This is a genomic window from Sulfitobacter sediminivivens, from assembly GCF_042611115.2.
GTDB classification, from domain to species: Bacteria; Pseudomonadota; Alphaproteobacteria; order Rhodobacterales; family Rhodobacteraceae; genus Sulfitobacter; species Sulfitobacter sediminivivens.
Map to the genome: position 1 here is coordinate 286564 of NZ_JBHGAR020000002.1, position 14660 is coordinate 301223.

General features: G+C 57.0%; 13 protein-coding genes. 11 read left to right on the forward strand and 2 right to left on the reverse strand.

Annotated features, from left to right (window positions below):
- Positions 1-84 precede the first annotated feature (84 nt).
- Positions 85-750 carry an SOS response-associated peptidase gene (locus ACEWL3_RS03775; protein ID WP_386177678.1) on the forward strand — a complete coding sequence of 222 codons (666 nt, stop codon included), beginning with the start codon at positions 85-87 and terminating at the stop codon, positions 748-750.
- 62 nt (positions 751-812) lie between these two features.
- Here ACEWL3_RS03775 and ACEWL3_RS03780 read toward each other — a convergent pair whose 3' ends face one another.
- Positions 813-1226, reverse strand: coding sequence for a cupredoxin domain-containing protein (locus ACEWL3_RS03780; protein ID WP_386177679.1), 414 nt, complete (start codon positions 1224-1226; stop codon positions 813-815).
- 122 nt (positions 1227-1348) lie between these two features.
- Positions 1349-2275: a LysR substrate-binding domain-containing protein gene (locus tag ACEWL3_RS03785; RefSeq protein WP_386177680.1), complete on the reverse strand. Its 927-nt coding sequence runs from the start codon at positions 2273-2275 to the stop codon at positions 1349-1351.
- Positions 2276-2374: 99 nt separating this feature from the next.
- Here ACEWL3_RS03785 and ACEWL3_RS03790 point away from each other — a divergent pair, with 99 nt between their 5' ends.
- The 10 genes from ACEWL3_RS03790 to ACEWL3_RS03835 all read left to right on the forward strand — a co-directional run bounded on the left by ACEWL3_RS03790 (position 2375) and on the right by ACEWL3_RS03835 (position 14653).
- Positions 2375-3598 (forward strand): acyl-CoA dehydrogenase, encoded by a 1224-nt coding sequence (locus tag ACEWL3_RS03790; RefSeq protein WP_386177681.1) that lies wholly within the window; start codon positions 2375-2377, stop codon positions 3596-3598.
- 77 nt (positions 3599-3675) lie between these two features.
- Positions 3676-5856, forward strand: coding sequence for a thiamine pyrophosphate-dependent enzyme (locus tag ACEWL3_RS03795; RefSeq protein WP_386177682.1), 2181 nt, complete (start codon positions 3676-3678; stop codon positions 5854-5856).
- 232 nt (positions 5857-6088) lie between these two features.
- The gene (locus ACEWL3_RS03800) at positions 6089-7138 is read left to right on the forward strand and encodes an ABC transporter ATP-binding protein (RefSeq protein ID WP_386177683.1); all 1050 of its coding nucleotides are present in this window, start codon (positions 6089-6091) and stop codon (positions 7136-7138) included.
- A gap of 92 nt (positions 7139-7230) precedes the next feature.
- Positions 7231-8448 (forward strand): ABC transporter substrate-binding protein, encoded by a 1218-nt coding sequence (locus tag ACEWL3_RS03805; RefSeq protein WP_386177684.1) that lies wholly within the window; start codon positions 7231-7233, stop codon positions 8446-8448.
- Positions 8449-8608: 160 nt separating this feature from the next.
- Entirely contained in the window at positions 8609-9634 is a 1026-nt protein-coding gene (locus ACEWL3_RS03810; RefSeq protein WP_386177685.1) for a carbohydrate ABC transporter permease, read from the forward strand.
- Between the two features lie 52 nt (positions 9635-9686).
- On the forward strand, positions 9687-10847 hold the full coding sequence (locus ACEWL3_RS03815) for a carbohydrate ABC transporter permease (protein WP_386177686.1): 1161 nt from the start codon (positions 9687-9689) through the stop codon (positions 10845-10847).
- Between the two features lie 31 nt (positions 10848-10878).
- Positions 10879-11406, forward strand: coding sequence for an ester cyclase (locus ACEWL3_RS03820; RefSeq protein WP_386177687.1), 528 nt, complete (start codon positions 10879-10881; stop codon positions 11404-11406).
- A 15-nt stretch (positions 11407-11421) separates the two neighbouring features.
- The gene (gene hisD / locus ACEWL3_RS03825) at positions 11422-12750 is read left to right on the forward strand and encodes a histidinol dehydrogenase (RefSeq protein ID WP_386177688.1); all 1329 of its coding nucleotides are present in this window, start codon (positions 11422-11424) and stop codon (positions 12748-12750) included.
- Between the two features lie 98 nt (positions 12751-12848).
- Complete coding sequence (locus ACEWL3_RS03830) at positions 12849-13895, forward strand: ester cyclase (protein ID WP_386177689.1); 1047 nt, start codon at positions 12849-12851, stop codon at positions 13893-13895.
- Positions 13892-14653, forward strand: coding sequence for an SDR family NAD(P)-dependent oxidoreductase (locus tag ACEWL3_RS03835; RefSeq protein WP_386177934.1), 762 nt, complete (start codon positions 13892-13894; stop codon positions 14651-14653). Before ACEWL3_RS03830 ends, ACEWL3_RS03835 begins: the two co-directional genes overlap by 4 nt.
- Positions 14654-14660: the final 7 nt, after the last annotated feature.

A 14660-nucleotide genomic window follows, 5' to 3' on the forward strand; every position in this document is an offset into this window, starting at 1 on the left:
AGATTTCTGGCCCAAAGTCAGACCATAGGATCGCGCATCAAAAAGCGAAGACCCCAGCGCGGCATCGGTGAGAAAGGACAAAACATGTGTGGACGTATGGCAGTGACATTGCCCCATGACGCAATGTCTCAACTGTTTGCCGCAGCGCCTGCAAACGATTTGCCAAAGGTGCCAAACTTCAATGTATGTCCGACGACGGACGTATTTGTGGTGACCTCCGATGACGGGCGGCACAGGCGTCTTTCAGCGATGCGATGGGGGCTTATCCCGACGTGGTACAAAAAACCAAACGACGGACCGCTTCTGATCAACGCGCGCGCCGAAACCATCGCGGAAAAACCGGCCTTTCGGGCCGCCGTGCGTGCCCGGCGCGGGCTGATCGTGGCAAGCGGATTTTATGAATGGACCAAAGACGAAAGCGGTGCGCGCGACCCGTGGTATATCACCCGCCAGGACGGATCACCCTTGGCCTTTGCTGCCGTCTGGCAGGACTGGGGTCAGTCTGATGGCAACCGCATCTCAACCTGTGCGATTGTCACTACGGAGGCAAATGCGCCAATGTCTGCCATCCACCACCGGATGCCGGTCATTCTGGAACCTGCGGACTGGCCACTGTGGTTGGGCGAGGCAGGCAAAGGGGCTGCACCACTGATGCGGGCATCACAAGACAACGTAGTGGAATGGCACCGGGTGGGCCGGGCGGTCAATTCCAACCGCGCAACCGGACCTGAATTGATCGAGCCATTTTGACACAGGAAAAGCCCCGCCTGCACTCAGCAAGCGGGGCGCTTTTAACGGTCCGCCAGATGGCGTTAGCCTGCGTCTTCGTCCAGCGGTGCGGTGTCAAAGGACACAGCGCCTTCCATCACCACGGTATCAAGTGCGATGTATTCCGAATCGACCTCGCCTTCATCTTCCGAAACTGCGGCTTCTTCGAAGGTGGCGACAAAGCTCAGCGGCGTATTGGCCGTGATGAGCAGTGTATAGTTCTCTTCTGCTGCCAAGGCATCGCTGACCCAGCTTTCATCTGCGCTGGCGAGAGTGATGACTTCTTCACTGTTATTGGTGAAGTCGATGGAATCACCCGGCTTCACATAGGTCACGGCAGGAAAAAACCCACCATCCATAATCAGAACGGTGTGGACTGTGTCAGCCTGCGCGGTGGTGGCCATGAATGATATGGCAACAGCAACGGCGCAGAGACCTTTGCTAAAATTCTTAAGCATGACAAATGCTCCTTGTAACGGCCCCACCCGGTAACAGACAGTTTCTAATACTGGTTAATTGAGGCGAAATTTAGGCAAAGCAGCCAATTTTAGGTAAGGGTTTCAGGCTTGGCGCTGTCAAATCAGGCGTTTGATGCTGTCTCGGCATCTTGATCTGCCAGACTGGCGGACGCCTGATTTGCTAACCACATCCGAAAGGACGACAAGGCCGCCCTTTCGGCGCGGCCTTGGGGCCAGACCAGATAATAATTTCCAATGCTTTGAGTGGTTTGTGCCGAGGCAAGTACCAGTTGACCATCGCGCAAATATGGCTCTGCAAAAAATGTCGGTAACAAGGCGACGCCCAGCCCGTGAATGGCGGCCTGCGCCATCGTGGCAAATTGATCAAACATCATGCCGCCCGTTGGCGCGCCATCCACCCCAAGGGCAGCAAACCACCGCACCCACCCACGCGGTCGCGTTTCAAGGTGCAACAAGGTTAGACCCAACATATCCGCCGCCTGTGACACCGGCGCATCCAAGAGGTCTGGCGCGCACACAGGCACAACAGTTTCCGGCATCAGCGGCAGATAATGCACGCCCGGCCAGTCTTCATGCCCAAAATGAATGGCGGCATCAAACTGGCTGTCCTGAATGGCAAAAGGCTGCAATCGCGTGCTGAGGTTCACGGTGACTTCTGGATGGGCGCGCGCGAAATCCGCCAGCCGCGGGGCCAGCCAATGCATGCCAAACGCCGGCAGAATCGCAAGGTTCAGCAAACCGCCCGTGGGGTTCGTGCGCGCCGAAACAGAGGCATGCGCCAGCCGGTTCAGAATGTCCCGGATTTCCACAACATATGAATGTCCCGCCTGTGTCAGCGTCAGCTGGCGCCCTTGGCGCGCCAAAAGGTCAACGCCCAATTGGTCCTCCAAAGTCTTGAGTTGGCGGCTGATCGCGCTTTGCGTCAGCGATAATTCCTGCGCTGCTTTGGTCGCAGAGCCAAGACGCGCCACCGCTTCAAATGCGAGCAGGGCAGAGATGGATGGCAAAAATCGGCGTGGCGCGATCATATGAGTTTTTCTCATGAATGCAGGATAAAGCAGCGATAGAGTTCTGATGCCAGATTTGCAATACTGCGTCCAAATCTGCAGTTTGTCAGGAGATACCCCATGAACGCTGAAGCCCCCGTTTTGCGCGCCAAAGATGCCCCCGATTTAGGCACATTTGACTGGTCGGACCCGTTCCGCCTGTCGGATCAGCTGAGCGAAGATGAGCGTATGATTCAGGACAGCGCCCGCGCCTATGCACAGGAAAAGCTGCAGCCACGGGTCATTGACGCCTTTGCCAATGAAAAAACGGATGCTGGCATCTTCAAAGAAATGGGTGAGATGGGCCTGATGGGCATCACCATCCCCGAAGAATACGGTGGGCTGGGCGGCAACTACGTGTCTTATGGTCTGGTTGCACGTGAGGTTGAGCGGGTGGACAGTGGTTATCGTTCGATGATGTCGGTGCAGGCCAGCCTCGTGATGTATCCGATTTACGCCTATGGATCCGAGGCACAGCGCAAGAAATATCTGCCCAAATTGTGCAGCGGTGAATGGATCGGGTGCTTTGGCCTGACCGAACCGGATGCGGGTTCTGACCCTGCGGGCATGAAAACCCGCGCTGTCAAAACGGAAAACGGTTATAAGCTGACCGGGTCCAAGATGTGGATTTCAAACGCGCCGATTGCAGATGTGTTTGTGGTCTGGGCCAAGTCTGAAGAGCACGGCGGCAAAATACGGGGCTTCGTTCTGGAAAAAGGCATGACCGGTCTGAGCGCACCCAAGATCGGCAACAAGTTGTCTTTGCGCGCCTCGATCACTGGCGAGATCGTGATGAAAGACGTTGAGGTGGGCGAGGACGCTTTGCTGCCGCATGTCCAGGGTTTGAAAGGACCGTTTGGCTGTCTGAACCGCGCCCGCTATGGCATTTCATGGGGCGCGATGGGGGCTGCTGAATTCTGTTGGCACGCATCGCGGCAATACGGGCTGGACCGCAAGCAATTCAACAAACCGCTGGCCCAAACGCAACTTTTCCAAAAGAAACTGGCGGACATGATGACCGAGATTTCGCTGGGGCTGCAAGCTTCATTGCAGGTCGGGCGGTTGATGGATGCGGCCAGTGCGGCACCCGAAATGATCTCAATCGTGAAACGCAACAACTGTGGCAAGGCATTGGACATTGCGCGCATGGCCCGTGACATGCATGGCGGCAACGGCATTTCCGGTGAATTTCAGGTGATCCGACACATGATGAACCTTGAGACGGTGAACACCTATGAGGGCACGCATGATGTGCATGCGCTGATCCTAGGGCGCGCTCAAACCGGGCTTCAGGCGTTTTTCTGATGATGGCATGAGGGGGCTATTTGTCCCTTCATCCCTCCAATCTGAATAATTGAAGCCAAAAACAAACAAGGGCAGATATGGATCGCGTATCTATTGTGCACGAAAATTTCCTGGCGCGGGTGCGCGCTGAGGATTTTCCGGCGTCTGAGGGGAATGTTCAGGCGTTGACAGCCGAAGATGCGCTTGGCCTTTACCGCGCACAGGTGCTGTCCCGCGCCCTCGATCTGCAAAGCCGCCTGATGCAGAAAGAAAGGCAGGGTTTCTATACAATCGGATCAAGCGGGCATGAGGGGATGGCAGCCGTCGCCCATGCCTTGCGCCCTGATGATATCGCGTTCCTGCATTACCGGGATGCGGCCTTTCAGATCGCACGGGCCGATCAGCTTGGCCACCAGAGCATGATGCGGGATATGTTGCTGTCATTTGCATGCGCATCCGAGGATCCCATCAGCGGCGGACGGCACAAGGTCTTGGGGTCAAGGCCCTTGATGATCCCGCCGCAAACCTCCACCATCGCCAGCCATCTGCCCAAGGCGGTGGGCGCGGCGCACAGCATTACCCTGGCGCGCCGCAACCGGCCCGAGCATGCGATCCTGCCCCGCGATGCCATAGCGATGTGCAGCTTTGGCGATGCGTCGGCCAACCATTCCACCGCCCAAGGGGCGATCAACGCCGCCTGCTGGACCGCCGTGCAGGGCGTGCCACTGCCGCTACTTTTTGTCTGCGAGGACAATGGCATCGGAATCTCAACCAAGACACCGGCAGGATGGATCAAAGGGTCGATGTCGCAGCGCCCCGGCCTGAAGTATTTCGAAGGCAACGGCCTTGATCTTTTTTCTGCCTTTGCAGCCGCAAAAGAGGCCGCCGCCTGGGTTCGCACCCATCGCAAGCCGGCGTTTCTGCATCTGCGCACCGTGCGCCTGTACGGCCACGCTGGGCCTGACGTGGTCACATCTTATCTGCCCCGCGCTGAGGTGGAAGCGGATGAGGCGCATGATCCATTGCTTTACTCTGTGGGTGCCTTGGTGGCAGCAGGTGCGGCGACCGCGTCAAAGGCATTGGCGATCTATGAACAAGCACTTGCAGATGTTGCAGAGGCGGCCAAGGAAATGGCTGAGATACCGCGCCTGAAAACCGCGGGCGACGTGATGGCCAGTCTGATCCCGCCGCCCCGCCGCAATGCACCCAGCAATGGCCCCACGACCAAGGCACGTCAGGTGGCTTTTGGCGGTGACATGGCGCAGATGGACACGGCCCAACCGATGTCACGCCTGATCAACTGGGCGCTGCATGACCTGATGCTGTCCTACCCCGAGACGCTTCTGATGGGCGAGGATGTGGGCCGAAAGGGGGGCGTTTACGGGGTGACACAAAAGCTGCATGCCCGCTTTGGCCCGGCGCGCGTCATTGACACGCTTCTGGATGAACAAAGCATTCTGGGCCTTGCCATCGGCATGGCGCACAACGGTTTCATCCCGATGCCGGAAATTCAATTTCTGGCTTATCTGCACAACGCCGAGGATCAGTTGCGCGGCGAGGCGGCAACGCTGCCTTTTTTCTCAAATGGTCAATGGACCAACCCAATGGTCCTTCGCATTGCTGGTCTGGGATATCAAAAAGGCTTTGGCGGGCACTTTCACAATGACAATTCCCTCGCCGTTCTGCGCGATATTCCGGGGCTGATCATCGCCTGCCCCTCAACCGGAGAGGACGCCGTATTGATGCTGCGCGAGGCGCATCGCCTTGCCCGCGAAGAACAGCGTGTCGTGGTCTTTGTTGAACCCATTGCGCTTTATCCGATGCGCGACCTGCTGGAACCGGGCGATGGCGGATGGATGCGGACCTATCCGGCACCGGACCGTCGCATCGCCTTGGACAATGTTGGGGTGCATGGCGATGGGGACGACCTTGCCATCGTCACTTATGGCAACGGTCACTACCTCAGCCGTCAGGCGCAACATGATCTGAAAGCGGCGCGGGTGGATGCACGGGTGATAGATCTGCGGTGGCTGGCCCCTCTGCCGGTTGATGCGTTGCGTGCAGCAATTGGCGCGCGGCCTGTTTTGATCGTTGATGAATGCCGTCGAACTGGGGGGCAGGCAGAAGCACTCATGGCGCTTTTTGCCGAAGAGGGGATCACCCGGATGGCTCGGTTGACCGCCGAAGACAGCTTTATCGCAACCGGTCCGGCATATGGGGCAACGCTGCCGTCGCGGGCAGGTATTGTGGCCGCCGCGCAGGCTCTTTTAAGCAGATAATGACCGACGTCTGATTCGCGCTTACGCGCCTCACGACCCTAAATCATTGCTCATCTGACCCAAGACTCGCGCCAAAGCCACAAGGAATTTTTGTATCGATTCAAAAGCTTAACAATCGCTGTGCTCGTCCTTCTCTATTTTTTGCACACGTGTGCAAAAATCTGTTGTAAAAATCGCGGACTTGACCCACCGTAAGGATACGCCGCGCTTTGGCGGGGATCAGGGGGATCACATGGCTGAAATTCAACTGCGCAACATCAATAAGCGTTGGGGCAGCTTTGTGGGGGTCGAAAATTTCGATCTGACCATCGCGGACGAGGAATTTCTGGTTCTGCTTGGCCCGTCAGGCTGTGGCAAGACAACGACGATGCGGATGATTGCGGGCCTTGAGGACATCACCGAAGGCGATATCCTGATCGATGGCAAGGTCGTCAATGATCTGGACCCAAAAGACCGCGATGTGGCGATGGTTTTCCAATCCTACGGTCTTTATCCGCACATGAATGTGTATGAGAATATCCGGTTCCCGCTCAAGGTCCGCAAGGTGCCCGAGGCGGATCATGATGAACGCGTGCGCCGCGCTTCTGCGATGGTGGAACTGGACGAATTCCTGCACCGCAAACCCGCCGAACTGTCAGGCGGTCAGCGCCAGCGTGTCGCACTGGCACGCGCCATTGTGCGGGAACCAAATGTGTTCCTGATGGACGAGCCACTGTCGAACCTCGACGCCAAATTGCGCGTTTCAACCCGCGCGCAGATCAAGAACCTCAGCCATGAACTCAAGGTCACCACCGTTTATGTGACCCACGATCAGATTGAGGCGATGACCCTGGCCGATCGCGTGGTGGTGATGAAACAGGGCAAGGTCCAGCAGGTCGGCACCCCAACCGAGATTTACGACAATCCGGCGAATACCTTCGTTGCGTCCTTTATCGGCTCACCTGCAATGAACCTGATGGACGGCACGATCAGCGGCGGCACCTTTACGGGCAAGAATGTTGAAATCAAAGGCCTGGAGGCTGCTGACGGCGAGGTCACGTTGGGTTTCCGCGCCGAGGATGCCGAGGTGACACCGACAGGCAACAAAGGCCAAATCACTGCACCAATTTATACCATCGAACTTTTGGGCGACGCGGTCATGCTGGCCGTGCGTGCAGGTGGGCAGCTGGTCTCTGTCAAGGAGGGCAAGGATTTCCGGGCAGATATCGGGAGCGAGATTTCATTCTCTGTCCCCGCCGACATCTGCCACATATTTGATCGTGCCACAGGTGAACGCGTCTGAATGCGATTAATTGCCCCTGATCTATGGGGCCAAACCATGGGTGCAGCCTTGCAAGATGCACCCAACACCATGCAACAGGGAGTTTGCACATAATGTTGAAGAAATTAGCACTTGCCGGCGTCGTGTCCTTGATGGGCACAACCGCCTGGTCCGCCTGCGCTTTTGAAAACACCTCCGAGGTCAAATCGCTTTCGGCGGGCTTTGAGGCGTGGAAAGCGGTCACCGATGCGATGGCCGAATGTGGCAATGTTCAGGCTGAGCTTGATCAGGAATTCCGCACTAAACAACCTGCCGCGTTTGAGGCCAACCCGGCGCTTTATCAGATCGGCGGTGTCTCCAACGGTACGATCACGCCGCTCTTGAATGCGGGAACCATCCGTCCGCTTGACGATCTGGTTGCGAAATATGGTCAGAACCTTGCACCGAACCAGTTGATCAAGATCGATGGAAAAATCATGGCCGTGGCGATGATGGTGAACACGCAGCATCTGATGTACCGCGAAGATATTCTGTCTGATCTTGGCATTGCCGTGCCAACCACATGGGACGAAGTTTACGCCGCAGCCGAAAAGATCAAAGAGGCTGGCGTGGTCGAATACCCACTTGGGGCGACGATGAAATCCGGCTGGAACCTCGCACAGGAATTCGTGAACATGTATCCCGGCTTTGGCGGTCAATTGTTCAATGACGACAACACGACAGCGGTCAATTCCGAAGCAGGTATCAAGGCGCTGGAAACGATGAAAGCGGCATTGCCCTATACCGATCCAGAAGTTTTGAATAGCGACAGCACAACCGTGCAGCAGCAATTCCAGCAAGGCAAAATTGCCATGGCGAACCTCTGGGCCAGCCGTGGTGGCGCGATGGATGATGCCGCCGAAAGCAAGGTCGTCGGCAAAGTGAAAATGGCCGCGGCACCAATTGCCATGGACGGCGGTGCCCCTGCGACGACATTGTGGTGGGACGGTATCGTGATTGCCACCAACATCAGCGATGAAGACGCAGACGCCGCTTTTCGTGTCGCGATGGAAGGCATGGACGAGGAGATGGTCACCGCCAACAACGAGGCGGCGATCTGGTTGATCCCGGGCTATGTGCCTGGTCCGCTGGCCAAAGGTGCCATTGATACAGCCACGGCCAACCCGGCCCCGCCCGCCTATCCCTCAACAACGCAGATGGGTCTGTTGCACACTGCCCTTGGCAACGAAATTCCTGCTTTTCTGACAGGTGATCGGGACGCCGCAGCAACCCTGACAGCCATCGAAGAAGCCTACACAACTTCCGCAAAAGAAGCGGGCGTTCTGAAATAAATCACGCGCGGCTGGCCGGAGATATCCCGGCCAGCCCACCTTGCTAGACCACCAGGTAAGGTGGGTTTCGTTAGGGGCATCCTGAATGTGCCCCCTGCCAAGACCGCAAAGATCACGCGATCTGATGCCGAAGGGCCGGCAACCACCAAGGGGAAATGTCATGAAGTTCAAAACCTTTGCAGCCTTTGTCGGCCCGTCCGTTTTCATGATGATCTTGTTCATCGCGCTGCCGTTGATGAGCGTGTTCATGGAGAGTTTCAAGAATACCTATGACCTGCGCGAACAGATCGAGGTGGAAACCTGCACACCCGGATTTCTAACCCAAACCTGCGTGACTGAGGTCAAGAATGTCCCCAAGCTTGGTGAGGATGGTAAGCCGATCAAGATCACCGAATGGGTGGGCCTTGAAAGCTATCGGTCCGTTTTGCAGATGGATAAATTCTGGGCGGCAATTGGGTCTGGCAATTTTGGTGACATCCTGCAAATCGACTTTTGGAAGGCACTGCGGTTCACCCTGATGTTTACCTTGCTGACGCTGCCATTGGTGATTGGGGTGGGCTTACTGATCGCGCTGACGGTCAACAATGCGGCGCGGTCGGTCAAAGGCCCGGTTATCTTTGTTTCCCTGTTGCCCTTTATTATCACGCCGGTCATCGGGTCGCTGTCGATCTATTGGCTGTTCGTGGGTGACGGCATTCTAACCTCAATGATGGAGCGCTGGACAGGCACGAATATTTCGATGTTTGCGCAAGCCTGGACCATTGAATTGTTGATGTATTTCTATCGCGTCTGGCATGTGGCCCCCTTTGCCTTTGTGATCTTTTACGCGGGCTTGCAGTCGGTCAATATGGACACGCTGGAATCTGCGGTGATCGACGGGGCCAGCCGTCTGCAACGCCTGCGGCATGTGATTATTCCGCACCTGATGCCGCTCATTGTCTTTATCGCCATCATACATTTGATGGACTGCTACCGCGTTTTTGAGGAAATCGTCGGCTTCCGCTCTCAGGCGCATGTGATCTCGCTGCAATGGCTGACATATGATTTCCTAGTGCCGGATGATGCGGGCAACCGCGCCATCAGCCGCGCCTCTGCCTCTGCAATGTTGACCATGATCGGAATTGTCCTGCTGCTGATCTGGCCGCTGCGCCGCACCTGGCGTGACCACAAAGGGGGCGCGCACTGATGTTTGTCGAACAAAACGCCACGCCGTCATTCCAACCAAGGAGGGCCACGACATGAGTTCGACGTCCAAAGCCATGCGGCAATCTTTTGGCCTGCGATTTGCCTCAGGTGCGTTCCTGACCTTCTGGTGTGTGATCGCAGCTTTCCCGATTGCGTGGATCGCGATCATGAGTTTCAAGTCCCCGGTCGATGCGTTCGCAGACAGCCCGTGGGACGTGATCATGGGACCCGCCACCCGCGCAAACGGTGATGGTTTATCAATTCTGGATATCGTGGTGGGGCTGGTCGTGCTCTATTTGGCAATCCGCTGGGCCTTTACCAAACTGCCGGGGCTTGTGACGCAATATTCAAGCGGGCCTTACCTCGTGCTTGGCTGGCTCGTGGGCGCGGGTGCCTACGCGCTGGTATTTTTGCTTGTTTTCTTTGGTCTGTTGCCGCTGATCATGGGGCCGATCAATGGTCTGCTTGGTCCCTTGGGCGAACCGGTCCTTGGCATGACGACACAGCATTACATTTCGGTTTGGGCGGAGAATGAATTCTATCGCAATTTTCTAAATTCGATGCTTGTTACGGCAGGAGTTGTCACCATCTCACTGACCGTTGGTACCTTGGCTGGTTATGGATTGGCGCGGTCAGGGTCTGACTTTGCTTTTTGGTTGTTGATCCTTGCGCTTATTTTTCGGGCGTTGCCACATTCGGTATTGGTCGCGGGGTATCTGCCTTGGTTCATCAATTCCGCCGAAATCCTGAGACCGATCTTTGGTGACATTTCGCCCACGCTTTATGGCCAGCCTTGGGCTGTGATTGCGGTGTTGGTATCGATCAACCAGCCGTTTACAATCTGGATGCTGCGATCGTTTTTTCAAAACATCCCGGCCGAATTGGATGAGGCGGCGCGCGTTGATGGCTGTTCTCACTTTCAGGCGTTTCGCCGGGTGATCATGCCGGTGATGTGGCCCGGCGTCATCACAACCGGCCTTTTCAGCTTCCTTTTGGGGTACAACGATTTCCTCGTGACCTCACTGTTGCTGGACGCGCAAAACCAGACGATGGTGCCAGCGATTGCAGGATATTTTAACCGCGAGACCACAACCACCGATCAGGTCGAGGCGGTGGCCGCGGCCGTGTCCATCACTGCACCGCTGTTTCTATTGGTGATGGTGTTCCAGCGCCAGATCGTATCGGGACTGACGGCCGGGGCGGTGAAGGGATGAGCGATTTCTTTTCAACATTCTGGTGCCTGCCATGAAAGGCGCACGCCCTGAGCAGGCGGTGCTGAGCCGCGACACGGACATGTCCAAAACGGACGAAACCCGAGCGGTGATCGAAAACATGGTGGATGGTCTCAACGATCACACCATCGAAGGGATCGGTGCGTTCTTTCATGACAGCTTTCGCTGGATGGGCAATCAAGGCTGCGGCACCAAGACCGGGCTGGCCGAATTTCAGGACAATTGGCAACGCCCGTTTCAGGCCGCTTTTTCGGACAAGATCTGCGTGGACGAGGCACGCCTCTTTATGGGCGAATGGGCGGCTGCCTTTGGTCGCCAGGAAGCCACCCATTCCGGCAGATTCATGGGAATCGACCCCACAGGCAAGCGGGTGGAAATCAGGTACATGGATTTCTGGAAAGTCGAGGAGGGCCGCATTTCCGACAATTGGGTGATGGTCGATTTCCCGCATGTGCTGGCACAGCTTGGTGTTGACGTGTTCAACGGCGAAGGCTGGGAAGCCTTTGATCGCGGCGAAAAAACCGCGCCGCGACCGGCGTGATGTACGAGGTAGAAAATGACGATTGAATATCTAAAGCGCGGCAAATCCGACGCGGAACGCGGTGAAGATGACGCCAAGACACGGGCAGTGGTTGAGGCGACGCTGAAAGACATCGAGGCGCGTGGTGACGAAGCGGTGCGCGCGCTGAGCGAGAAGTTTGACAGATACTCTCCGAAAAACTTCAAACTGTCGCAAGGTGAGATCGAAGCATTGATGGCCCGCGTCACCCCGCGCGAAATGGCGGACCTCAAGTTTGCCCAAGATAACGTGCGCCGCTTTGCGCAGGCGCAGCGCGATTCAATGCTGGATATCGAAATTGAAATGCAACCCGGCGTGATCCTGGGCCACAAGAACATCCCGGTGCAATCGGTGGGCTGTTACGTCCCCGGTGGCAAGTTCCCTATGGTCGCGTCGGCCCATATGTCCGTGGCAACTGCATCGGTCGCCGGCGTGCCGCGCATCATTGCCTGCACCCCGCCATTTAACGGTGAACCGAACCCGGCGGTGATTGCCGCAATGCATCTGGGCGGCGCACATGAGATATATGTGATGGGCGGCATTCAGGCTGTGGGGGCGATGGCCATCGGTACCGAAACCATTGATCCCGTGCATCTTTTGGTCGGACCTGGCAACGCCTTTGTCGCAGAGGCCAAGCGGCAATTGTTCGGTCGCGTGGGCATTGATCTGTTTGCCGGACCGACGGAAACCATGGTAATCGCCGATGAGACGGTCGATGCTGAGATCTGTGCGACGGACCTCTTGGGGCAGGCTGAACATGGCTACAACAGCCCCTGCGTCTTGCTGACCAACTCGCGCAAACTGGCCGAAGAAACACTGCGCGAAATTGACCGGCTTTTGGATATTCTGCCCACCGCTGGTACGGCGCGGGTAAGTTGGGAAGATTACGGCGAGGTCATCCTTTGCGACACCTACAAAGAGATGCTGACCGTTGCCGACGATATCGCGTCAGAGCACGTACAGGTGATGACTGACCGCGACGATTGGTTCTTGGAAAACATGACCTGTTATGGCGCGCTGTTTCTTGGTGCGCGCACCAATGTGGCGAATGGCGACAAGGTGATCGGCACCAATCACACGCTGCCCACAAAAAAGGCGGGGCGCTATACGGGCGGTCTTTGGGTCGGCAAATACCTCAAAACCCACAGCTATCAAAAGATCACCACCGATGCGGCCGCGGCCGAGATCGGGGCCTATGGATCACGGCTTTGTATGCTTGAAGGATTTGTCGGCCATGCCGAGCAATGCAATGTCCGGGTCCGGCGGTATGGGGGTGTGAACGTCCCCTATGGTGAAGGGGCCCCGGTGGGTGAGGCGGCGGAATAGGGCACATGCGCGTGTTTTGAGGGATACCGCCAGGCATAGCGGAGGCAGATGGCGACCCTCTCAAATTCCCTGAATTAGATAGGCAATAAAGAAAAGATATGGACAGGCATTCCAACCATAAAACACTCATCGCCCCCCTCAGGGCAGCGATGTATGATTTCGAAGAGCGGACCGTGCGCGCGGCCTTTCATTACATCTGTGCCGAAGATGTGGTGTTTCGGCTAGCTTACCCGTTCGAAAGTACGGTTGGGGTCGATGCCTATTTTGACAAGGCTTATGGGCCCCTTTTGCATGCCCTGCCGGATCTGGAGCGGCGCGATACCATAGTGATGGCGGGGCCAACGCCCGACGGCAACGACTGGATTGGATGCGGCGGGTTCTATTGCGGCACGTTCAGCGCGCCTTGGTTGAATATCCCTGCGACAGGGCATCTGGTGCACATGCGGTTTCATGAATTTTACCGGGTGGTCGACGGCAAGATCGTCGAGATGCAGGCGCTCTGGGACATACCGGAAGTGATGATGCAGGCAGGAGCATGGCCGATGGTGCCATCGTTGGGCCGCGAGTGGCACATTCCCGGACCCGCCAGCAATGATGGGATCGTCCCCAGCCCCTATGATGCGGATCAGGGCAGCGCCACCTGCCAGCACATCATCGACATGTTGGAACATCTGAAACGACACCCAAGCCAAGGTGGCCCTGAGGTGATGGAAATGCCGCGCTTTTGGCATCCTCGGATGAATTGGTACGGGCCGGCGGGCATCGGCACAGGCCGCGGCATTGTAGGGTTTCGCAACTGGCACCAAAAGCCGTTCTTGGCGGGCATGCCCGACCGGGGCCAATATGTGGATGAGATCACCTACCACTTCTTTGGTGACCGCCAGTACGCCGCCGTCACCGGATGGCCGGACATGTATCAGTCAATCAGCCATAGCGGATGGCTTGGTATTGCACCAACAGGCAAAAAGATCGAAATGCGCAGCCTTGATTTCTGGCGGCTTGAAAACGGGTTGATCCGCGAAAACTGGGTGTTGGTTGACATGCTGCACATGTATGATCAGATCGGGGTGGATGTGTTGGCGCGCATGCGCGAGTTCAACAAAGCACGCCCCGGATTTGACCCTGATACCGGAGTGGCATGTTGACCCAGTTGCCCAAAACACCGTCTTTTGACCTTACGGGCAAGCGCGCGCTTGTCACTGGTGCCTCCTCTGGCATTGGTCTGGGGTGTGCGGTGGCATTGGCCGAAGCGGGCGCGCATGTGGTCTGCGCCGCTCGCCGCCTGGATGTCTTGCAAGCGTCAGTAGATGCGATGGCGGCGCAAGGTTGGTCGGTCGAAGCACTTGGCCTCGATCAATCTGACCTTGGTGCGATTGATGCGGCCTTTGATAGGCCATTTGATATCGTGTTGAACTCGGCTGGACTGGCGCGGCATTCAGCGGCAATCGACACCCAACCGGATGATTTTGACGCGGTAATGGATCTGAACGTGAGGGGGGCGTATTTCCTGTCAGCGGCGGCAGCGCGCGCGTTGATGGCGGCACAAAAGCCCGGATCGATTATTCATATCAGCAGCCAGATGGGCCATGTCGGCGGCATTGACCGCGCGGTCTATTGCGCGTCGAAACATGCGGTGCAGGGCATGGTCAAAGCGATGGCCGTGGAATGGGGCAAGGCCGGTATCCGGATCAACACGATATGCCCCACCTTCATCCGCACCCCGCTGACCGAAGCGACGTTCAACAACCCCGAACGGCTTGCGTGGATCATGGACAAGATCAAACTGCCGCGTGTGGGCGAGGTTGCCGATATCATGGGGGCCGCCCTGTTTCTGGCCTCTGATGCCTCTGCGATGGTCACCGGCACGTCGATGATGATCGACGGCGGCTGGACGGCGGACTGATGGCCAT

Excerpts from the sequence above, each read along its gene's own strand:
- ACEWL3_RS03790 (WP_386177681.1), top strand. The coding sequence starts at position 2,375 with ATGAACGCTGAAGCCCCCGTTTTGCGCGCCAAAGATGCCCCCGATTTA.
- ACEWL3_RS03775 (WP_386177678.1), top strand. The coding sequence starts at position 85 with ATGTGTGGACGTATGGCAGTGACATTGCCCCATGACGCAATGTCTCAA.
- ACEWL3_RS03810 (WP_386177685.1), top strand. The coding sequence starts at position 8,609 with ATGAAGTTCAAAACCTTTGCAGCCTTTGTCGGCCCGTCCGTTTTCATG.
- ACEWL3_RS03830 (WP_386177689.1), top strand. The coding sequence starts at position 12,849 with ATGGACAGGCATTCCAACCATAAAACACTCATCGCCCCCCTCAGGGCA.
- ACEWL3_RS03780 (WP_386177679.1), bottom strand. The coding sequence starts at position 1,226 with ATGCTTAAGAATTTTAGCAAAGGTCTCTGCGCCGTTGCTGTTGCCATA.
- hisD (WP_386177688.1), top strand. The coding sequence starts at position 11,422 with ATGACGATTGAATATCTAAAGCGCGGCAAATCCGACGCGGAACGCGGT.
- ACEWL3_RS03800 (WP_386177683.1), top strand. The coding sequence starts at position 6,089 with ATGGCTGAAATTCAACTGCGCAACATCAATAAGCGTTGGGGCAGCTTT.
- ACEWL3_RS03795 (WP_386177682.1), top strand. The coding sequence starts at position 3,676 with ATGGATCGCGTATCTATTGTGCACGAAAATTTCCTGGCGCGGGTGCGC.
- ACEWL3_RS03805 (WP_386177684.1), top strand. The coding sequence starts at position 7,231 with ATGTTGAAGAAATTAGCACTTGCCGGCGTCGTGTCCTTGATGGGCACA.
- ACEWL3_RS03815 (WP_386177686.1), top strand. The coding sequence starts at position 9,687 with ATGAGTTCGACGTCCAAAGCCATGCGGCAATCTTTTGGCCTGCGATTT.
- ACEWL3_RS03820 (WP_386177687.1), top strand. The coding sequence starts at position 10,879 with ATGAAAGGCGCACGCCCTGAGCAGGCGGTGCTGAGCCGCGACACGGAC.
- ACEWL3_RS03785 (WP_386177680.1), bottom strand. The coding sequence starts at position 2,275 with ATGATCGCGCCACGCCGATTTTTGCCATCCATCTCTGCCCTGCTCGCA.